Annotated in this window: 19 protein-coding genes and 1 tRNA gene; 14 read left to right on the forward strand and 6 right to left on the reverse strand. The window is 66.1% G+C overall.

Annotation, left to right across the window (positions count from 1 at the left end; genetic code table 11):
• Positions 1 to 91: 91 nt before the first annotated feature.
• The 4 genes from birA to BW38_RS01985 all read left to right on the forward strand — a co-directional run bounded on the left by birA (position 92) and on the right by BW38_RS01985 (position 2,745).
• Positions 92 to 1,057 (forward strand): bifunctional biotin--[acetyl-CoA-carboxylase] ligase/biotin operon repressor BirA, encoded by a 966-nt coding sequence (gene birA, locus BW38_RS02000; RefSeq protein ID WP_032978357.1) that lies wholly within the window; start codon positions 92 to 94, stop codon positions 1,055 to 1,057.
• Positions 1,054 to 1,785, forward strand: a complete 732-nt coding sequence (locus tag BW38_RS01995) for a type III pantothenate kinase (protein WP_025878323.1) — start codon at positions 1,054 to 1,056, stop codon at positions 1,783 to 1,785. The genes birA and BW38_RS01995 overlap by 4 nt, the downstream gene beginning before the upstream one ends.
• 9 nt (positions 1,786 to 1,794) lie before the next feature.
• Positions 1,795 to 2,628: an SPOR domain-containing protein gene (locus tag BW38_RS01990; RefSeq protein WP_032978242.1), complete on the forward strand. Its 834-nt coding sequence runs from the start codon at positions 1,795 to 1,797 to the stop codon at positions 2,626 to 2,628.
• 41 nt (positions 2,629 to 2,669) lie between these two features.
• Positions 2,670 to 2,745: transfer RNA gene (locus BW38_RS01985), tRNA-Thr, on the forward strand.
• Positions 2,746 to 2,803: 58 nt separating this feature from the next.
• Here the strand turns inward: BW38_RS01985 and BW38_RS01980 are convergent.
• Complete coding sequence (locus BW38_RS01980) at positions 2,804 to 3,208, reverse strand: hypothetical protein (protein ID WP_032978243.1); 405 nt, start codon at positions 3,206 to 3,208, stop codon at positions 2,804 to 2,806.
• A 500-nt stretch (positions 3,209 to 3,708) separates the two neighbouring features.
• The gene (locus BW38_RS01975) at positions 3,709 to 4,644 is read right to left on the reverse strand and encodes a hypothetical protein (protein WP_032978246.1); all 936 of its coding nucleotides are present in this window, start codon (positions 4,642 to 4,644) and stop codon (positions 3,709 to 3,711) included.
• 161 nt (positions 4,645 to 4,805) lie between these two features.
• Here BW38_RS01975 and BW38_RS01970 point away from each other — a divergent pair, with 161 nt between their 5' ends.
• Positions 4,806 to 5,576, forward strand: coding sequence for a DUF3011 domain-containing protein (locus tag BW38_RS01970; protein WP_032978249.1), 771 nt, complete (start codon positions 4,806 to 4,808; stop codon positions 5,574 to 5,576).
• A gap of 613 nt (positions 5,577 to 6,189) precedes the next feature.
• On the opposite strand, the gene BW38_RS01965 is transcribed toward BW38_RS01970, so the two are convergent.
• Positions 6,190 to 7,134, reverse strand: coding sequence for a hypothetical protein (locus tag BW38_RS01965; RefSeq protein ID WP_152543338.1), 945 nt, complete (start codon positions 7,132 to 7,134; stop codon positions 6,190 to 6,192).
• A 258-nt stretch (positions 7,135 to 7,392) separates the two neighbouring features.
• On the opposite strand from BW38_RS01965, the gene rocF reads away from it, so the two are divergent.
• The 3 genes from rocF (at position 7,393) to BW38_RS01950 (ending at position 9,051) form a co-directional block, all read left to right on the forward strand.
• Positions 7,393 to 8,313, forward strand: coding sequence for an arginase (gene rocF / locus BW38_RS01960; RefSeq protein WP_032978254.1), 921 nt, complete (start codon positions 7,393 to 7,395; stop codon positions 8,311 to 8,313).
• 167 nt (positions 8,314 to 8,480) lie between these two features.
• The gene (locus tag BW38_RS01955; protein WP_019661832.1) at positions 8,481 to 8,618 is read left to right on the forward strand and encodes an entericidin A/B family lipoprotein; all 138 of its coding nucleotides are present in this window, start codon (positions 8,481 to 8,483) and stop codon (positions 8,616 to 8,618) included.
• Positions 8,619 to 8,829: 211 nt separating this feature from the next.
• Positions 8,830 to 9,051 carry a CsbD family protein gene (locus BW38_RS01950; protein ID WP_025878332.1) on the forward strand — a complete coding sequence of 74 codons (222 nt, stop codon included), beginning with the start codon at positions 8,830 to 8,832 and terminating at the stop codon, positions 9,049 to 9,051.
• A 78-nt stretch (positions 9,052 to 9,129) separates the two neighbouring features.
• Here BW38_RS01950 and BW38_RS01945 read toward each other — a convergent pair whose 3' ends face one another.
• The gene (locus tag BW38_RS01945; RefSeq protein ID WP_032978262.1) at positions 9,130 to 9,936 is read right to left on the reverse strand and encodes a hypothetical protein; all 807 of its coding nucleotides are present in this window, start codon (positions 9,934 to 9,936) and stop codon (positions 9,130 to 9,132) included.
• Positions 9,937 to 10,044: 108 nt separating this feature from the next.
• Between BW38_RS01945 and BW38_RS01940 the strand changes: the two genes are divergently transcribed.
• From BW38_RS01940 to BW38_RS01925, 4 genes are all read left to right on the forward strand, one after another.
• Positions 10,045 to 11,337: a tryptophan--tRNA ligase gene (locus tag BW38_RS01940; protein ID WP_025878334.1), complete on the forward strand. Its 1,293-nt coding sequence runs from the start codon at positions 10,045 to 10,047 to the stop codon at positions 11,335 to 11,337.
• Positions 11,338 to 11,463: 126 nt separating this feature from the next.
• Positions 11,464 to 11,766 (forward strand): hypothetical protein, encoded by a 303-nt coding sequence (locus BW38_RS01935; RefSeq protein ID WP_032978265.1) that lies wholly within the window; start codon positions 11,464 to 11,466, stop codon positions 11,764 to 11,766.
• Between the two features lie 156 nt (positions 11,767 to 11,922).
• On the forward strand, positions 11,923 to 12,855 hold the full coding sequence (locus BW38_RS01930; RefSeq protein ID WP_032978267.1) for an MBL fold metallo-hydrolase: 933 nt from the start codon (positions 11,923 to 11,925) through the stop codon (positions 12,853 to 12,855).
• Between the two features lie 149 nt (positions 12,856 to 13,004).
• Complete coding sequence (locus BW38_RS01925) at positions 13,005 to 14,657, forward strand: M28 family metallopeptidase (protein ID WP_032978269.1); 1,653 nt, start codon at positions 13,005 to 13,007, stop codon at positions 14,655 to 14,657.
• Positions 14,658 to 14,783: 126 nt separating this feature from the next.
• On the opposite strand, the gene BW38_RS01920 is transcribed toward BW38_RS01925, so the two are convergent.
• Complete coding sequence (locus tag BW38_RS01920) at positions 14,784 to 15,119, reverse strand: hypothetical protein (RefSeq protein WP_051585157.1); 336 nt, start codon at positions 15,117 to 15,119, stop codon at positions 14,784 to 14,786.
• Between the two features lie 31 nt (positions 15,120 to 15,150).
• A complete protein-coding gene (locus tag BW38_RS01915; RefSeq protein ID WP_032978271.1) occupies positions 15,151 to 16,485 on the reverse strand; it encodes an MFS transporter in 1,335 nt (444 codons plus the stop codon).
• A gap of 221 nt (positions 16,486 to 16,706) precedes the next feature.
• Here BW38_RS01915 and yedA point away from each other — a divergent pair, with 221 nt between their 5' ends.
• Together yedA and rarD are read left to right on the forward strand one after the other, a co-directional pair.
• Positions 16,707 to 17,612, forward strand: a complete 906-nt coding sequence (gene yedA, locus BW38_RS01910) for a drug/metabolite exporter YedA (RefSeq protein ID WP_025878341.1) — start codon at positions 16,707 to 16,709, stop codon at positions 17,610 to 17,612.
• Entirely contained in the window at positions 17,609 to 18,508 is a 900-nt protein-coding gene (rarD, locus tag BW38_RS01905) for an EamA family transporter RarD (RefSeq protein ID WP_032978274.1), read from the forward strand. The genes yedA and rarD overlap by 4 nt, the downstream gene beginning before the upstream one ends.
• The last annotated feature ends 55 nt before the right edge of the window (positions 18,509 to 18,563 follow it).

The raw sequence follows: 18,563 nt of genomic DNA on the forward strand, positions 1-18,563 counted from the left end.
GAGCCAGATTGGAAGCCCGCCGGAACCGGGGCCGGCGGGCGCCGCTGGCGGGTTTCCCGCATAATTCCGTCCTGACCTTGTGGAAGCTGCCGTGGACGATCGCCAATTGCTGGCCAAACTCGCTGCCGGTCGCCTGTCCGGCGACGCCCTGGCCCGTGAGCTGGGCCAGACCCGGGCCGCCATTTGGAAGCGAATTCAAGGGCTTAGGGCCGCTGGCGTCGAGGTTGAAGGTCGCGCAGGCGAGGGCTACGGGCTGACCCGGCCGGTCGACCTGCTGGACGCCGGGGCCATCCGCGCCGGCCTGCCCAAGGAGGCCGCAGCACTGCTGCACGACCTGCAGGTGGCCTGGACGGTGGACTCCACCAACGCCGAATTGCTGCGCTGCAGCGCGCCCCAGCGCGGTGTAAGCGTCCTGTTGGCCGAGCGCCAGACTGGCGGCCGTGGCCGTCGCGGGCGCACCTGGGCGTCGCCGCTGGCCGCCCATGTGTATCTGTCGGTGCTGCGCCTGTTCGAGGGTGGCCTGGGCCGTTTGGCCGGGCTGAGTTTGGTCGCCGGCGTCGCCGTGGCCGAAGCCCTGCACGACCTGGGCTACACGCAGGCGCAGCTGAAGTGGCCGAACGACGTGCTGGTCGATGGCCGCAAGCTGGTGGGCCTGCTGGCCGAGGGTGGTGGCGAATACGCCGGCCCGGCGCGTGCAGTGATCGGCATCGGCATCAACGTGCACATGCCGCCGGCCTTCGCCGAACAGATCACCCAGCCGTGGGTGGACCTGGACACACTGGCCGGCGCGTCGGTGGATCGCAACACGGTGGTGGCCGCGGTGCTGGCACGGCTGCTACCGGCGCTGGAGGAATTCGACCGGGAAGGGCTGGCGCCGTTCCTGCTGCGTTACGCAGCGTTCGACATGCTGGCCGGGCGCGAAGTGCGCGTGCAGCTGGATGGCGAATGGCAGCACGGTACCGCGCTCGGCCTGGCTGACGATGGCGCGCTGCGCGTGCGTATCGATGGCCGCGAGCGCCTGCTGCATGCCGGCGAAGTCAGTGTGAGAAAAGCATGAGCGACTGGTTGTTCGATCTGGGCAATTCGCGCTTCAAGTTCGCGCCGTTGCAGGGTGACCGTGCCGGTGACGTGCAGGCCTGGGCGCATGGCGCCGAAGGCATGGCCGGGCAACCGCCGCACAGCCTGCCCAGTGGCGGCACCGCGTTTGTGGCCAGCGTCGCCGCGCCATCGCTGACCAGCGCGATGCTGGATCAGCTGCAGCGCCGCTTCGAGCACGTGCATGTGGTGCGCACCAGCGCCCAGTGTGCGGGTGTACGCATTGCCTACGCCAAGCCGGAAAAATTCGGTGTCGACCGCTTCCTGGCGCTGCTGGCTGCCGCCAAGGCACAGCGGCCGGTGCTGGTGGTCGGTGTCGGCACCGCGTTGACCATCGACCTGCTTGATGCCAACGGCCAGCATCACGGTGGACGCATTTCCGCCTCGCCGACCACCATGCGCGAGGCGCTGCACGCGCGCGCGGTGCAGCTGCCGGCCAGCGGCGGTGACTACAGCGAATTCGCCAACGACACCGCCGATGCGCTGGCCTCCGGCTGCGATGGTGCCGCCGTGGCGCTGGTTGAACGCAGCGCCCGCCAGGCACAGGCGCTGCTGGGCGTGATGCCGTCGCTGCTGGTGCATGGCGGTGGTGCACCCGCGCTGATGCCGCTGCTGGACGGCGCCGACTACCACCCCTCGCTGGTGCTGGATGGCCTCGCCCGCTGGGCGGTGCACCAGCCCGCAGGCTAGTATCGGCGCATGCTGATCCGTGCCCTGATCGTCGTGCTGGCGATCCTCAATCTTGGTGTTGCCACCTGGTGGCTGTTGCGCGATGAACCCGCGCGGGCGCCGTTGCCACCGCCCCCGACCGGCGTGGCCGAGCTGCGCTGGTTGCCCGGTGGCACCGATGCGGCCGTGGCCGCGCAGGCCTCGGCAGCGGCCCCCACTGAAGCACTGGTGGAGCGTGAGGCGGCGCCGGCTACCGCAGTGGCCGCTGCACCCGCACCGGCAGCGGCGATGCCTGCAGCACCCAGCAAGCCCGCCGAACCAGTGAAGGCGCCTGAGCCGATGGCCGCCGTCGCCAAGCCAGCGCCCGAACCGGTGGCCGAGAAACCCGCAGCCCCGGCCGTACCGCCGCGCTGCCTGGCGCTGGGCCCGTTCGCCGACCGCGCCGCTGCCAGCGCTGCGCAGAGTCGTGCGGGCAACCTGTTGAGCCAGGTGCGCCTGCGCGAGCAGCCCGCCGCCAGCGGCAGCGCCCGTTACCGCGTGCTGCTGCCCGCCGCCGCCAGCCGCGATGACGCGCAGGCCACGGTCAAGCGCATCGTCGCTGCCGGGCTGAGCGACTACTACATCATCAGCCAGGGCGACGAGACCAACGCCATTGCGCTGGGCCAGTACCGCAACCGCGAGGGCGCCGAACGGCGCATGGCCGCGGTGCAGGCCGCCGGCTTCCAGCCGCGCCTGGTGGCCAGTGGCGATGCCGGCCAATGGTGGCTGGAAGGGCAGCTGGCCACCGGCAGCGAACCGGCCCAGGCGCAGCAGCGCAGTGGCGCCGCGCAGCAACGGTCGCTGGAATGCACGCGACTGCGCTAGAATTCCCAAACCACGGCGCTGCCGTCGGCGTTTCACCCCGTGCCGCTTTAGCTCAGTTGGTAGAGCAACTGTCTTGTAAACAGTAGGTCATCCGTTCGATTCGGATAAGCGGCACCATCTCCCGACAATCTCCATTGCCCCTTTTGTTGCATGGGGCCGGCTAGTGTCTGTGTGCCTACGCCGCATGCAGCTGCAGCTCCACATACTCCGCCAATCCCCGGCACGCCAGCAGCAGCCCTTCGCGCGTTCCGTCGCCGATCTGCTGCTCGTCGCCTCCATCGACCCGCACGCGCTCGGCGGCGTGGAATATTTCCAGCAAGGTGGTCAGCCCGGCAGCGGCGCGGTCGGCGCGTGCCATGGCCATGCCCTGGCCGGGTGTCAGCGTTGGCCCGCGCCACGGCTGACCGTCGGCACCATCGCCATTGCGGATGCGCAGCAGGCAGCCTTGCAACGTGATGGGGTCCGGGACATCGACGGCGGCGGCGAACGCGGCTTCCAACGGCTGCGCAAGCTCGGGGGGCAGGCGTTCGGCGGCGTCGCCCAGCGTGGCGGTCAGATAGGGATAGTCAGGAACGGGCATGTGGGCATCCTCGGGTACAAGAGAGGCGCCACCGCAGGGGGTGGCGGACGATGCGTGGTTTCCAATACCGGTGAGTTGAGAAGCCGGTGGGCGCGAGGCCCCCACGCACCGCCCGCCGTAACGCAGCAGACGGATTGCCAGCCGACGCCACCCCCGAGGTGGTGGCGCCGGCTGACAAGCGTAAACAACTCAACTCATTCGGGATTGGAAGCCCCGGCCATCCGTTGTCGATGGCGATTCATCATGCGCACGCAGAATCACGGGGTGCCAGTCGATTGTTCCGATGGCATCGCGCTGTTTGAAAGGAAAAATGAATTATCGCAATTGGCTTGTCGTGGCCAATCCCAAGGCAAAAACGACATCCTGCGCGGCGTACTATTAGAGCCTGAAGCAGGCCGTAGCGCCGCGATCGTGCGGCGTAACGCCGCCGTGCCGTGTCAAGCCAACCTAACCGCGTCACCAAGCGGCCCACTCAACCATCATACGCACCCGCGCGGCGATCAACGCGTCCCCGGATCACCCGGCACCAGGTGGCGCCACGGAAACACATCCTTGGCGAAATGGCTGACATAGCCCCCCGTCGCGGCCTGGATGACCATGAACGACAACCGTGGGCGCATGGCCTGCAGCGTCTGCAGCTGCGCCACATCCAACGCGCTGTTTCGCAACCGGAAGGTATGCAGCGCATCGAAGGCATCGCTGGCGAACAAGCGCTCATAGGCCGCGAAAGGCGTGACCGCTTCAGCCACGCGCGCGTCGGCCCAGGAGAACTGCAGCTCCGTCGATTCGCAAAAATCCAGCAGGCCCAAGGCAGGCAGGCTGCGTGATGCGGCGAGGTTGTCGATGAAGCGCTGGGTGTCAGAGCCACCGCCGATGCGCAGGCTGTGCAGGTGTGGCAGCGGAACCTCGAAGAACGCGGCGTCCGGTGCATTCGGCACGACCAGTTCGCTCAGATACGGGGCCTTGGAAACGAAGCGGGCGATCTCGCCGTCTTCTTCCATGATGGTGCCCGCGCGCTGCACCAGCGACATGTTGTGGTCGGCCGGCTCTGTGGGGGAGATCGACAATGCGCGCAGGCGCGGGAAACGCACATCGCTGTCCAGCAGCGCGGTGAACGCCCACTCGCGCGTGCCATTGGCCCCTTCGTCCGGGCCGGTGAACGACAGCGACATGATCGCATCGGCCACGCGCTGGTCGGACAGGCAGGCCAGCGTCCATGCGAATGGCTCTTCCCATGGGTTGCCGAAGAACTCCACGTGCAGGCCGCCGTACAATGGCGCCACGGTCACCCGTTCCTGCAGCGCGGCCCACAGCGGGCCGGCCGGGTCCTGGATATCCAGTTCATGCTCGGCGGCACTGTCCAGATTGAAGGCATGGATGCGTTGCTGCAGCGCCAGCAGCTGCTGCTGCGCGTGGTCGAAGGGAGGAGCTGCCATGTGTGCATACCGGACGTCCGTGTGATCCGCCCGATGATAGCGCTGGCCTGATGGCGGTGGTCTGCGGCCCGTGATCGGTTGCTTGATATTCCTCACGGTCGAGCAACTCCGGCAGCCCCCATACTGGCGCCCTCCGCTCAATTCTCACAAGGAAGCCGACCATGCGCCGCCACCGCTTGCCGTTGACCGTCGCGCTGCTCGCCAGCGCCTTCACAGCACCGGCGATGGCCGCCGTGCCGTTCTTCAATGCCAGCTGCCCCGGTGGGCTGGATGTCCATGCAGACGAAGGCGGGCCGGTCTACGTGCAGGGCCGCGAAACCACGCTCAAGCGCTTCAACGATCGCTACTTCGAAGCGCGCGATGCCAGCAGCGGCACCACGCTTTCAATCAGCACCGGTGACGACGGTACGCCGCAGGTCAGCTACACCGGACGCGGCGGTGCCAACGGCATCTGCCAGGTCAGCAACAACGGCACGCCGGCGGCTGCCGTGGAAGGCGGCAGGCACCACCGTGATCAGGATCGCGATGACGATGCAGCACTGCCACGCGAGGTGACCTGCGAATCCACCGACCAGCGCCAGGTGTCCTGTGACATGGACACGCGTGGCAATGTGGAGATCGTGCGCCAGCTCAGCCGTACCCGTTGCGAGCAGGGCAGCAACTGGGGCCTGTCGCGGCATTCGGTCTGGGTCAATGGCGGCTGCCGCGCGACGTTCCGCAACATGTCCAAGGCCGCAGTCCGCGCGCCAGCGGGCGATACCGCGCTCGGTTCGTGCAATGCAAGCAAAGGCGCACAGGGCACGCTGGTGACCCAGGTGCCGGTCGGCACCGATTACCAGGAACTGATCATCGATTATCCCGAGGGCCGCTTCCTGTGCATGATGCGCAACGACGGCCGGGTGCAGAGCGTGACGCCGATCAAGCGGCGCTGAGTCTGTGTCCCATGCTTTGCAGTCGGGTATGTGGCTGCTCGCGCGTGAATTGGCCTGCAGAAGCAGGCCAATGACGCTATCGCGTAGCTCCGTCAATCCTCGTGGGTGGGGCGGGACGGTTTGGCCGGCCCGACGGTGACTTTGCCGGACCCTCCGCCGCCCCCTCCGCCATGGCTGCCGCCACTGATGGGCCCGGTGTAACCGCCGCCGCCGCCTCCGCCGCCATTCCCATTCCCGCCGCCGCCGCGAGGGGGATGGCTCGTCGTGATGGGCTCACGCGAAGCCCCATTCCAGTCCTGGCTATCGGTCATTTGGTAGGTCACGCAGTGGGACGCGTTGCAGACGATGACCTTGGAGCCTGGTTGAATGGATTCCTTGAAGGTTCCAGAATTGTTCTTGTTCGTCACCTGCGTGTATCTGGTCAGAAGAACTCTGGTTGCTGTATCTGGAAGTGGGGTTTGTCCACGGCACTGCGCGCAGGACGCTGGGCCGAATACGGATGAAGCGTTTCCGAGGGGTCAGGTCGCATGCGCGAATGGAAGTGCGACGACTGCTGCCAGGACTGCGATTGCCGCAATAAGTATCTTCGTCTTCACATGATTGAGCCGTCTGTCTATTCTTGGTGCGTAGGATTATCAATCGAGAGTCGTTCGCAGCATGATCGGTAGATATCACTTGAGAGCTCTTGCGCATGAATGATCTGCTCTGTCTGCATGCTGCTGAACAGGCGGCTTATCGATTCCGCGGAGTACTGGCTTGGATGCACGCGCTGCAGGGCCATCCAGTAGCCGAGACTCTTGGTGTAGGAGCGCTCGGCGACTATTCCTCTGTCATAGATGTTTGCGAGAGCTTCGATCGAATCCACGTTCCCTGAGGAAACAGATTCGCTTAGATACTCCACAGCGTTCCGGCGATAGTCGATCAGCCTGCTGGGGTCTGACAGAACGTCAGTGAGATCGCCGATGGCCGCACGAGGGTTCTGGGCGTACATGAGTCGGGCTTCAATCGACCCTTGGGCGGCTGCCAGTGACAGCCAGTTTTCTCCCGTGATGTCGGTTCGTTCGGCAATCGCCTTGCAGTTCTCGATTTCTTCTTCGATACGCCTCGAGAACTGCTCGGCAAGACCCATGGATGAGTACACCTTGTACTCACCGTCGTCACCGGGATCGAGGGCGCGTTTGCAACTGGCAACCCTTGCGTGTATTTCGTAGCTTGCCTGGCTGTCGCCTGCTTTCGATCGCTGTACTCTCTCGTCGATGTAGCTTGTTGCATCTCCTATGTACTCGGGACTCTTGATGTCGATCAGAAACGCCTTGGGTCCTAATGCTATGCGCGTATTGAGCGTCCCGGTGGATGGCTGTTCATCGGTCCTTGCACTACGCGGATCGGCCATTTCATGGGTTGATGCGGCACGCTTCATCTCCAGAAGTGGCGCGTGCCCTGCCGAGGTGTCGCCGCCAGATACCGAGCAGGACGCCGTCAACACTGTCAGCGTGCCGATACATAATCGCTTGCTGAACAGCGTCGAGAAGCTGGGTAAGAGTTTTCTTCGATTCAACGCAGGAACATCCTTGCCTCTATTTTGGGGCGAGCACCTTCGCTGCGCTGACGGGAAAGCGATAGAGCCGTATCCGTCAGTGTGGTGAGCCCCATCACAGGCGGAAGAATTTCTGATTCACAAGGCCGGGTAAGTCCTACGCGTGGTTGCCCGTTGCCCACTTGCGCCATGGCGCCGTCATTCCCTGCTGCACCGCCGCGAGTGGTGTCACATGCGTCTGGCTAGACTGTGCTTCTTTTTCGTTCGCAGGAGGCACCCATGGCCCATCATCCCGCCGTTACCCTGATTGGCGTCCCCACCGACATCGGGGCGGGCCATCGCGGCGCCCGGCTGGGGCCGGAAGCCCTGCGCGTGGCGGGCCTGCCCGAAGCACTGGAAGCGCGTGGCGTGGACGTGCGCGACCTCGGCAACCTGGACGGCCCGCGCAACCCGTGGACCGCGCCGGTGCAGGGCTATCGCCACCTGGACGAGGTGGTGGCGTGGAACCACGCGCTGATGGAAGCCAGCTACGCCGAACTCCAGGCCGGCCGCATGCCGATCATGCTGGGCGGCGACCACTGCCTGGGCATCGGTTCGATCACTGCCGTCGCGCGCTGGTGCCGCGAGCAGGGCAAGGACCTGCGCGTGCTGTGGCTGGATGCGCATTCGGATTTCAACACCAGTGAGGTGACCCCGTCGGGCAACATCCACGGTATGCCGGTGGCCTGCCTGTGCGGCCTCGGCCCGGATGCGCTGACCAGGCTGGGCGGCACTTCGCCGGCGATCCAGCCTTCACAGGTGCACCAGATCGGCATCCGTTCGGTGGACCCGGAAGAAAAGCGCCTGATCAAGACCCACAAGGTCGATGTCTACGACATGCGTTACATCGACGAGAACGGCATGAAGCGTACCGTGGAAGCGGCGCTGGCCGGCATCGACGAGAACACCCACCTGCACGTCAGCTTCGACGTCGATTTCCTCGACCCGAGTATTGCCCCGGGCGTGGGCACCACCGTCCCGGGCGGGGTGAACTACCGCGAAGCGCAGCTGGTGATGGAGATGATCGCCGACAGTGGCCGCATGGGCTCGCTGGATATCGTTGAACTCAATCCGCTGCTGGACAACCACAACAGCACCGCCGAACTGGCCGTGGACCTGGTCGAAAGCCTGTTCGGGAAATCGACCCTGATGCGCGACTGAGAGGATCCAGCCTGAACGGTTGGACGAACCGTTCACACGCGCTCCACGCCCCTGCCGCCAGATTGCACCTCACGCGGCAGTGTTGGCTTCGAGCCAGCCTGCCGCCCCGATCAATACAACCGAACCCCGTGATTGAGCGGTGTAGCGGCAAACCCAAGGAGAAGCCCATGAAGCGCGTAGTTGCCCTGATGCTGTTGTCGATGTTCTCGGTGGCCCTGCTGGCCGGTTGCAACACCGTTGCCGGTGCCGGCAAGGACGTGCAGAAGGCTGGTGAGAAGGTTGAGGATGCCGCCAAGGGCAACTGAGCCTGAGGTGGTGCGCACTACGGAAAAGGCCGGGATCTTCCCGGCCTTTTTCATGTGCGTTTGCTGCGTGTGTACGCCGCGTGCCGACCGGTAGTGAACCATTCAAGCAGGTGAGCGGCGCTTTCATGGCCGGTTGACCGTGCTTCAACGTGCACTGCGCGATGCTGCAGCCACGGTAACAACGCCGTTGCATACCAAGGAAGCCTCAGCAATGAACAAAGACATCATTTCCGGCAAGTGGTCCCAGCTCAAGGGCAAGGCCCAGGCGAAGTGGGGCGATCTGACCAATGACGATTTCGATGTGGCCGAGGGCAATGCCGAATATCTGGCGGGCCGCCTGCAGGAGCGCTATGGCTGGGCCAAGGACCGCGCAGAAACCGAAGTGCGCGACTTCGAGAAGGCGATGCACAAGGATTACCCGGACTACAAGTAACGGCGCGTCGAACGCCCGCGTTATGCCCCCACCGACAACGCCCGCGCCGGAAGGTGCGGGCGTTGTGCTGTGCGCAGATCAGCGCGCCGGCGGGTCGGGCACGTAGCGGTTGGGGAAGGCCTGTGGCTGGCGATCCAGACGCGAGGGCGGATCGAGCAGGACGCCGCGTGCACGCAGGTTGCGGGCGCTGTCGTAGCGCAGCTGCAGCACCTGTGCCGGGCTGCGGGTGGCGCGTTCGAAATCGGTATCGCGCACCGATGAACTTTCGCGCGCACCATGCCCGGTGCCCAGTGCGGGTGCCTGCGACTTGGCCGAATAGCCTTCGATGCGGCTGGCGCTGGCGTCGGCCGCCGCCGAGGCTTCGGCCGACGCCGGTGCCGGCCCGGCGCGACCGCGCAGGATCGGCTGCGGACGCGGGTACCAGCGACGTGCTTCCTCGAACACCGCCACGCCGACCACGCCGACGTTGTCCGGGCGGCCGGTGCGGCTGGCATAGCTGCCGCTGGGGCTGCTGAAGACGAACTGGGCCACTTCGTCCTGGGTCTTGCGCCAACCGGTGATGTCGGCGCGCTGGCCAGGGTTGAGCACGTAACCGGTCTGCGAGGGATCGGCGTCTTCGCCGGAGATGGCGTTGACCCCGTCCACCGACAGCACCACCAGCACCCGTCGCGGGCTGTCGTTGTACAGGCGCACGGCATAGCGGTGGCCGCGCTCACCGGCCACCCAGCGCTGGCCGTCGGCCGGGTAGCTGCGCAGCTCGGTACCGCGGTCGCGGTCGACCAGGGCCACGCGCACCGGGCCGTCCTGCGGCATCGGCGGGGGCAGCGGAGCCGGGCGGAAGCCGGCCAGGGGCAGGATCAGCAGCAGGGGCAGCAGGCGTTTCATCGGGCGTCTCCAGCGGGGTTGGGTGAATGAACGCGCCGGAGGCCCTGACGGGGTTGACCGTGTGCACGGTAAACTGGCCGCGTTCATAGAAGATTTCCGTACGCAGTCATGACGACCCGAGTCCTTACCGGCATCACCCCCTCCGGCACGCCCCACCTGGGCAACTACGTTGGCGCCATCCGCCCGGCCATTGCGGCCAGCCGCGCGCCGGACATCGAGAGCTTCTTCTTCCTGGCCGATCTGCACAGCCTGATCAAGTCGCAGGACCCGCAGCGCACCCAGCGCGCGACCCTGGAGATCGCTGCCAGCTGGCTGGCCTGTGGCCTGGACCCGGAACACGTGTGGTTCTATCGCCAGAGCGACATCCGCGAGACCACCGAGCTGATGTGGTTCCTGACTGCCATCGCCAGCAAGGGCATCCTCAACCGCGCCCATGCCTACAAGGCGGCGGTGGACAAGAACCGGGAGGAAGGCCAGGACGAGGACGCAGGTGTCAGCGCCGGCCTGTTCATGTACCCGGTGCTGATGGCGGCCGACATCCTGATCTTCAAGGCCAACCAGGTACCGGTGGGCCGTGACCAGATCCAGCACATCGAGATGGCGCGCGACTTCGCCCAGCGCTTCAACCACGTATACGGCAAGGAGTATTTCCCGCTGCCGGACGTGGTGATCGACGAGCAGGTGGCAACCCTGGCGGGCCTGGATGGCCGCAAGATGAGCAAGAGCTACCACAACACCATTCCGCTGTTCGTGCCGCGCGAGGAGCTGAAGAAGCTGGTGTTCTCGATCCTGACCGACTCGCGTGCCCCGGGCGAGCCGAAGGACACCGAAGGTTCGGCGCTGTTCCAGATGTACCAGGCGTTCGCCACCCCGGAGCAGACCGCTGCCTTCGCCAAGGCCTTCGCCGATGGCATCAGCTGGGGCGATGCCAAGCAGCAGCTGTTCGAGCGCATCGACAGCGAACTGTCGCCGCTGCGCGAGCGCTACAACGCGCTGATGGCCGAGCCGGAGAAGATCGAAGCACTGCTCAAGCGCCGTGGCCAGCAGTTGCGTGAGCAGCTGGCAGCACCGCTGCTGGAAGAACTGCGCCATGCGGTGGGCCTGCGTGATCTGTCCGATGCCGGCGACATCGCCAGCGAAGATGCCGGTGAAGCCCGCGCCGCTCCGCCGCTGTTCAAGCAGTACCGCGAGAAGGACGGCCGTTTCTACTTCAAGCTGACCGCCGGTGACGGCACGCTGCTGATCCAGAGCGAAGGCTTCGACTCGCCGCGCGATGCCGGCCAGCTGATCGCGGTGCTGAAGCAGGCCGAGCAGGGTGACCAGCTGCAGAGCGACCTGTTCAAGCTGGAAGCCGAGGTGGATGCGGTGCTGGCGGCGTTGGCCGTACTGCGCGCCGACTGATCGGTAGATGCCGACCTTGGTCGGCGCTGTTGAGGGCGAAATGCCGGCCAGCGGCCGGCACTACCACGGCAGTGCACCCATGGCATGATGTCCGCGCGCCTCAGGCGCGATGACATGGAGTCTGCAATGGCCTGGTTGTCGCTGCTGCTGTTCCTGCCCTGGTTCATCCTGCTGGGCAGCCTGTACTGGCTGTTTCCGCGCCAGCCGCGTACCGCGCGGCGACGCCTGTTCGATAGCACTACGCTGGCATTGGCGCTGGCCCTGAGCATCGTGGCGATGCTGTGGGGCCACCACATCGGTCTGGTACAGCCGGGCGCCGGGCCGATCTGGCCGCAGGTGCTGGCGGTGCTGTATGCCTATGGCGCGTTCCTGGCGGTGCTGGTACTGGCGCTGCTGCTGCGGCCGCGATTCGCTTTGCGCTGCAGCTGATCGGTAGTGCCGGCCGCTGGCCGGCAACTGCATTCAACTGGCTAACCCGGGATTGCCGGCCAGCGGCCGGCACCATCCGACCAAAGCCGCATCGATCACGCCATGCCGGCGCGCCTACCATGGGTGTCTGTTCCCGATCCTGCCAGGTGAGCGTCGATGACCGCCGATCCCAGCATCCACACCATCGATACCGGTTTCCAACGGCCTGATTTCGATGCCGCCTACCTGATCATCGAAAACGGTCGCGCCGCGTTCGTCGACTGCGGTACCGGCCTGTCGGTACCGGCAATGCTGCAGGCCCTGGCCGACAACGGGCTGGGCGTGGAGGCGGTGGACTGGCTGCTGCTGACCCATGTGCACCTGGATCATGCCGGTGGCGCTGGCCTGCTGATGCAGCAGCTGCCCAATGCGCGCGCGGTGCTGCACCCGCGCGGCGCGCCGCACATGATCGATCCGACCCGGTTGATCGCCGGTGCCACGGCCGTTTATGGCGCTGAGGAAATCGCCCGCAGCTATGGCCGCATCGAAGCGATTCCCGAGCAGCGCGTGGTGGTGGCTGACGACGGCCAGCGCATCGACCTGGCCGGCCGCGAGCTGGTGCTGCTGCATACCCCGGGGCACGCGCTGCACCACTACTGCGTGTGGGATGCGCGCAGCCGCAGCTGGTTCACCGGCGATACCTTCGGTATCTCCTACCGCGAGCTGGACAGCGCGCAGGGCGCTTTCATCTTCCCCACCTCGTCGCCGGTGCAGTTCGACCCGGAAGCGATGAAGGCGTCGATCCAGCGCATGCTCGGTTACGCACCGCAGGCGATGTACCTGACCCATTACGGTCGTGTCGAACAGGTCGAAAAGCTGGCCGAGGATCTGTTCGAACAGATTGATGCGATGGCGGCAATCGGCCGCCAGTGCGACGGCCGCCCCGATCGTCATCGCTGCCTGCTGGCCGCGTTGCAGGCGCTGTACCTGGAGCGCGCACAGCAGCATGGCTGCGCGCTGGACCAGGCTGCAGTGGGCGAAGTACTGGCGATGGATATCGAACTCAACGCGCAGGGCCTGGCCTGCTGGCTGGACCGTGTATCGCGCTGACCTGCGCACTCCCTGGCGGCGGAGATCCGCTGCGCCCCTGGTAGATCCACGCCATGCGTGGATGACACGGTCCCGGACCGCGCCGCGATGTCATGACCACGTTACACTCTGGTGACTTTCAAGCTAGCCGTGGTGTTGCCGTGAACCCGATGCGCGTGTTGCTGCTGTCGTCCTGCCTGTTCGTCGGTGGCCTGGCCCATGCGGCCAATGACCTGCCCGGCGGCGGCATCGATCCGCAGGCGCTGTCGCGTCATGTGCGCGTGCTGGCATCGGACGAATTCGAAGGCCGCGCACCGGCCACCGAAGGTGAAGAACGCACCGTGCAGTACCTGATCGAGCAGTTCCGCAGCTACGGCCTGCAGCCGGGTGGCGTGGACGGCAGCTGGGTACAGCCGGTACCGCTGGTGCGCGCGCAGCTGGATGGCCCGGCCAAGGCCAGTCTCGCCCTGAAGGGCGGCAAGCGCGCGCTGGCCAATGGTGTGGACGTGACCCTGCAGAGCCTGCAGCCGCGCAAGCGCGTGCAGATCAAGGAGGCGCCGTTGGTGTTCGTCGGCTACGGCATCGACGCGCCCGAGCGCCACTGGAATGACTACAAGGACGTGGACCTGCACGGCAAGATCGCCGTGGTATTGATCAACGATGCCGATTTTGAAGCCGACGCGCCAGGTGCGTTCGATGGCAAGGCGGTGACCTACTACGGCCGCTGGACCTACAAGTTCGAGGAAGCCGCGCGCCGGGGTGCCGAAGGCGTGCTGATCGTGCACGAGACCGCACCGGCCGCCTATGGCTGGGCCACGGTGAAGAGTTCGGGCACCTCGCCGCTGTTCGACATCGAGCGCGGCCAGGCCGAGGCGATGGCCCAGCACACGCCGCTGCGTGGCTGGATGCAGCGTGAGCTGGCCGAACAGATCTTCGCCGACGCCGGCCTGGATTTCGATGCAGAGAAGCGCAAGGCGATGAGTGCGGACTTCCGCCCGGTTGCGCTGGACAACGCGAAGCTGAGCGTCGATTTCGCGCTCAAGCGCGAGCAGGTGGTGACCCGCAACGTGGTGGCCAAGCTGCCCGGCGGCGAGCACGCCGATGAGGCGGTGATCTTCTCGGCGCACTGGGATGCCTTCGGCATCGGCCAGGCCGACGCCAAGGGTGATCGTATCCGCCGTGGTGCGATCGACAACGCCACCGGCGTGGCCACCGTGCTGGAACTGGGCCGGGTGTTCGCCGCCGGCCCGCAGCCGCAGCGCACCCTGTACTTCGTCGCCCTGACCGCCGAAGAGAAGGGCCTGCTGGGCGCCAGCTACTACGCCGCGCACCCGCTGGCGCCGCTGGACAAGACCGCTGCGGTGCTGAACATCGAGATGTTCAGCCCGGATGGTGCCACCCGTGACATCGCCTCGTGGGGCAAGGGCCGGGTGTCGCTGGAAGGCGATCTGGAACGCGTGGCCAAGGCCCGTGGCCGCAGCTACAGCCCGGATCCGAACCTGGAAGCCGGCTTCTTCTACCGTGCCGACCACTTCGCCTTCGCCCGCCTGGGCGTGCCAGCGATCACCATCGGCCCGGGCCTGGACAAGCTTGAGGGCGGCGTCGAGGCCGGTCGCGCGCTGCGCGAGAAGTACTTCGCCGACTGCTACCACCAGGCCTGCGATGCATGGACGCCGAGCTGGGATCCGGCGGGCCACGCGGCCGACACCCTGCTGGTCTATGACCTGGGCGCCGAACTGGCCAACAGCCGTCGCTGGCCGCAGTGGGAGAAGGAATCGGAATTCCACGGCGCCCGCGAGAAGAGCGAAGCCGCCCGCCGGTAAACGCACGGCAATGCCGGCCGCTGGCCGGCAACCTTACGCATGGTAGTGCCGGCCGCTGGCCGGCAACCTCATGAACCTTCCGAACGGATGTGCAGATGCCGGCCAGCGGCCGGCACTACCGCATCTTCAGCCGCGTGGCCGCAGCAGCTTCCACGCGCCCCAACCGGCGAAGGCAAGCGCGCCCAGGTAACAGGCCACCATCGTACGCAGGCTGGCCACCGGTGCGGGGTTGATGCCCCGGCTCAGGCGCAGATGCAGGGTGCTGGTACCGTTGCCCAGATCCACTGCCAGCTGCAGCATCAGTGCAGCGCAGAACGCCAGCAGGGCAATGCCGAAGCCGATACGTGGCCAACTCGCTTGGGCGCCGGGCCGGCGGATCAGCCATGCCAGCAGGGTTGCCGCGCCCAGACCCAGTGCGAGCCATACCAGCGGCGTGGCAGGAGACGCGGCGGCCACCGGCATTGCACCGGTGGCCGCGATCACTACGGCGCGCTTACTTGCGCGTGCCGTCGAGCCAGTTGGGGCCCTTGTTGGTGAGGAAGAACACATAGACCACCAACGATACCGCGATCGTCGCGGTGACGTAGATGGCGAACCAGTCCACGTGGCCGGTCTTCAATGCGCCCTGGTACAGCAGCGGCGCGGTGCCTCCGAACAGCGAGTTGGCCAATGCATAGCCGAAGCCCACGCCCAGCGCACGGATGTGGGTGGGGAACAGCTCTGCCTTCACCACGGCGTTGATGGAGGTGTAGCCGGTGAGGATGACAAAGCCCAGTGCTAGGGTGAGGAAGGCGAGGGTGGCATCGTGCTGGTGCGGCAGCTGGGTGATCAGGTACCAGCTGTACAGCACGCCGCCCACACCGAAGAACACCAGCAGGCTCTTGCGGCCGATGATGTCCGACAGCCAGCCGCCGACCGGCTGCAACACCATCAGGAAGGCCAGCACGCCCAGGTTGATCAGGGTGCCGGTCATCGGGTCGTTGCCGGCGAAGGCGCTCTGGATCATCTTCGGGCCGTTCACCGAGTAGGTGTAGAAGGCGATGGTGCCACCGGCGGTGATCAGGAAACACAGCAGCAGCGGACGCCACTGGTGCACGAACAGTTCGTACATCGAGCCGGACTTCTTGTCCTTGCCCTCGCGCGCGGCTTCGATGGAGGATTCCGACAGCGACTCGTCCATGCCACGGCGCAGCCAGAACACGACCACGGCGGCGATGCCACCGATGCCGAAGGCGATGCGCCAGCCCCACTCGGAGATTTCCGGCTTGGCCCAGAACGTCAGCATCACGAACAGGGTCAGCTGTGCCAGCACATGGCCGCCCACCAGGGTGACGTAGTGGAACGAGGACAGGAAGCCGCGGCGGCCCGGAATGGCGGCCTCGGACATGTAGGTGGCGCTGGCACCGTACTCGCCACCGGTGGCGAAGCCCTGCAGCAGGCGCGCGAACAGGAGGATGATCGCCGCCCAGATGCCGATGCTGGCAGCGGTGGGGGTGATGGCGATGATGAACGAGCAGAAGGCCATCAGCGTGACCGACACGGTCAATGCAAGGCGACGGCCATGACGGTCGGCGAAGCGACCGAAGAACCATGCGCCGATCGGGCGCATCAGGAAGGTCGCGGCGAAGATCGCCCACACGTACAGGGTGGAGTTCTTGTCTTCAGGCGAGAAGAACTGCGATTCGAAGTACACGGCGAACACCGAGTACACGTAGACGTCGTACCACTCCACCAGGTTGCCGGCGGAGCCTTTGAGGGTGTTGGAGATGGAACGCCGCAGGGCGGCGCCGTCGGTGCTGGGGACAGCGGATTGGGACGTAGTGCTCATCCGGGTGGGGATCCTCGATGCGGTGCGTCCATGCGGGAAATTGCGCTGCCAGGCGCGCGGTGCGCTGCCGGCCAGCCTCCTTGGTACTGCAACCCACGTCAACGCCGGGTGCCGGAAGGGGCGGGCGGGGCATGGATGGATGACAGCGTGCCACTACATGGGCTGCCGGACCATAACCAAAACGTCCTAAAATCCGTGTTCCCCCAGCTCCCTGGTGTGTCATGTCGGCTCCCCCCGTTCCGTCTGCGGCTGCCCCACGGGGCGGCCTTGTCGTGCTGGCACTGCTGCTGGTCTACGTGGTCTGGGGATCGACCTACCTGGGTATCGCCAAGGCCCTGCATGGCGGCGCGTTGCCACTGACGATGGTCTCCGGCAGCCGGTTCATCATTGCCGGCGGCCTGATGTACCTGGCGCTGCGCCTGTTCTGGAAGATGCCCAGACCCACCCTGCGGCAGTGGCGCAACCTGGTCATCATGGGCGTGACCATGCTGGTGCTGGGCAACGGCATGGTGGTGCTGGCCGAACGCGAGGTGTCATCCGGCCTGGCCGCTACCGCGGTGGCCTCGGTGCCGTTGTGGATGGCGCTGTTCTCGGCCCTGCGCGGGCAGCATGCCAGCAAGGGCGAATGGCTGGGCATCGCCGTTGGCTTCGTCGGCGTGGTCTGGCTCAACGCCGGCAGCAGCCTGACCGCATCGCCCACCGGGCTGGTGCTGCTGCTGATCGCGCCGGTCGGCTGGGCGTTCGGCTCGGTGTGGGCACGCGGGCAGGATCTGCCGGGGCCGTTCATGACGGCCGCCGGGCAGATGATCTGCGGTGGCGTGCTGCTGGTGCTGATCGGCCTGGTCGTCGGCGAGCGCCCCACCACCCTGCCCGACAGCGGTGGCCTGCTGGCGATGGCCTACCTGTGCGTGTTCGGTTCGATCGTGGCGTTCACCGCTTACGTCTGGCTGCTGCAGAACGTGCGCCCGGCGCTGGCCGGCAGCTATGCCTACGTCAATCCGGTGATTGCTGTCCTGTTGGGGGCTGCATTGAATGGTGAACGCTTTGGTTGGCGCGACTTCCTGGCCATGGCGGTGATACTTCTGGGTGTGGTGGTACTGACGATGGCAAGGACACGCAAGCGATGAGCATGGACGAGAAAGAACAGCGACGGGGCCTGTTGATCACTGCCTCCACCTTCGTGCTGTGGGGGCTGGTGCCGGTGTACTGGCATCTGCTCAACGAAGTGCCTTCGTTCCAGATCATCGCCCACCGCATCATCTGGAGCACCGTGCTGGTGGTGGCCTGGCTGCTGATCGCATCACGGCTGGGCTGGTGGAAGAAGATCGCCGCGCAACCGCGCGCGCTGCCGATCCTGGCGGTATCGAGCCTGACCATCGCCTCCAACTGGGGCCTGTACATCTGGGCGATCAACGCAGGACATGTGATCGAAACCAGCTTGGGCTACTTCATCAACCCGCTGGTGAACGTTCTGCTGGGCGTGCTGGTGCTGAAGGAGCGCCTGCGCCGCGTGCAGTGGCTGGCGGTAGCCATCGCCGCGGTGGGCGTGGCCTGGCTGACCATCGATGCGGGCACGCCGCCGTGGATCGCGCTGGGCCTGGCGTGCTCGTTCGGCCTGTATGGCCTGCTGCGCAAGCTGGTGTCGGTCGATCCGGTGGCCGGGCTGGGCGTGGAAAGCCTGTACCTGTTCCTGCCCGCGCTGGGCTTCGCGCTGTGGTCGGAAAACGGCCATGGCGGTGGCTTCTTCGGTGGCTGGGGCTGGGCAAACGACCTGATGCTGATCTTCGGCGGGGTGATCACGGCGGTGCCGCTGATCGGCTTCGCCTACGGGGTCAAGCGCATCCCGCTGTCGCTGGTCGGCATCCTGCAGTACATCGCACCGAGCCTGCAGCTGCTGCTGGGCGTGTTCTTCTTCCACGAAGCGTTCGACACCGGCAAGGCGATTGGTTTTGCGGCGATCTGGGCCGGGTTGGTCCTGTACGTCGGTGACAACGTACGGGCGATGCGCGGCGCGAAACGATAGCGCCTCCGGGGTCAGATCCCTTCGCGATGCAAAGGGATCCGACCCCGCAAAAAAG

The sequence above is a fragment of the Stenotrophomonas sp. RIT309 genome (assembly GCF_000632045.1).
Lineage (GTDB): Bacteria > Pseudomonadota > Gammaproteobacteria > Xanthomonadales > Xanthomonadaceae > Stenotrophomonas > Stenotrophomonas indicatrix.

What these genes read in the sequence shown, in the direction of transcription:
- BW38_RS01995 (WP_025878323.1), top strand. Translation starts at nt 1,054, where the DNA reads ATGAGCGACTGGTTGTTCGATCTGGGCAATTCGCGCTTCAAGTTCGCG.
- BW38_RS01990 (WP_032978242.1), top strand. Translation starts at nt 1,795, where the DNA reads ATGCTGATCCGTGCCCTGATCGTCGTGCTGGCGATCCTCAATCTTGGT.
- BW38_RS01980 (WP_032978243.1), bottom strand. Translation starts at nt 3,208, where the DNA reads ATGCCCGTTCCTGACTATCCCTATCTGACCGCCACGCTGGGCGACGCC.
- BW38_RS01975 (WP_032978246.1), bottom strand. Translation starts at nt 4,644, where the DNA reads ATGGCAGCTCCTCCCTTCGACCACGCGCAGCAGCAGCTGCTGGCGCTG.
- BW38_RS01970 (WP_032978249.1), top strand. Translation starts at nt 4,806, where the DNA reads ATGCGCCGCCACCGCTTGCCGTTGACCGTCGCGCTGCTCGCCAGCGCC.
- rocF (WP_032978254.1), top strand. Translation starts at nt 7,393, where the DNA reads ATGGCCCATCATCCCGCCGTTACCCTGATTGGCGTCCCCACCGACATC.
- BW38_RS01955 (WP_019661832.1), top strand. Translation starts at nt 8,481, where the DNA reads ATGAAGCGCGTAGTTGCCCTGATGCTGTTGTCGATGTTCTCGGTGGCC.
- BW38_RS01950 (WP_025878332.1), top strand. Translation starts at nt 8,830, where the DNA reads ATGAACAAAGACATCATTTCCGGCAAGTGGTCCCAGCTCAAGGGCAAG.
- BW38_RS01945 (WP_032978262.1), bottom strand. Translation starts at nt 9,936, where the DNA reads ATGAAACGCCTGCTGCCCCTGCTGCTGATCCTGCCCCTGGCCGGCTTC.
- BW38_RS01940 (WP_025878334.1), top strand. Translation starts at nt 10,045, where the DNA reads ATGACGACCCGAGTCCTTACCGGCATCACCCCCTCCGGCACGCCCCAC.
- BW38_RS01935 (WP_032978265.1), top strand. Translation starts at nt 11,464, where the DNA reads ATGGCCTGGTTGTCGCTGCTGCTGTTCCTGCCCTGGTTCATCCTGCTG.
- BW38_RS01930 (WP_032978267.1), top strand. Translation starts at nt 11,923, where the DNA reads ATGACCGCCGATCCCAGCATCCACACCATCGATACCGGTTTCCAACGG.
- BW38_RS01925 (WP_032978269.1), top strand. Translation starts at nt 13,005, where the DNA reads ATGCGCGTGTTGCTGCTGTCGTCCTGCCTGTTCGTCGGTGGCCTGGCC.
- BW38_RS01920 (WP_051585157.1), bottom strand. Translation starts at nt 15,119, where the DNA reads ATGCCGGTGGCCGCCGCGTCTCCTGCCACGCCGCTGGTATGGCTCGCA.
- BW38_RS01915 (WP_032978271.1), bottom strand. Translation starts at nt 16,485, where the DNA reads ATGAGCACTACGTCCCAATCCGCTGTCCCCAGCACCGACGGCGCCGCC.
- yedA (WP_025878341.1), top strand. Translation starts at nt 16,707, where the DNA reads ATGTCGGCTCCCCCCGTTCCGTCTGCGGCTGCCCCACGGGGCGGCCTT.
- rarD (WP_032978274.1), top strand. Translation starts at nt 17,609, where the DNA reads ATGAGCATGGACGAGAAAGAACAGCGACGGGGCCTGTTGATCACTGCC.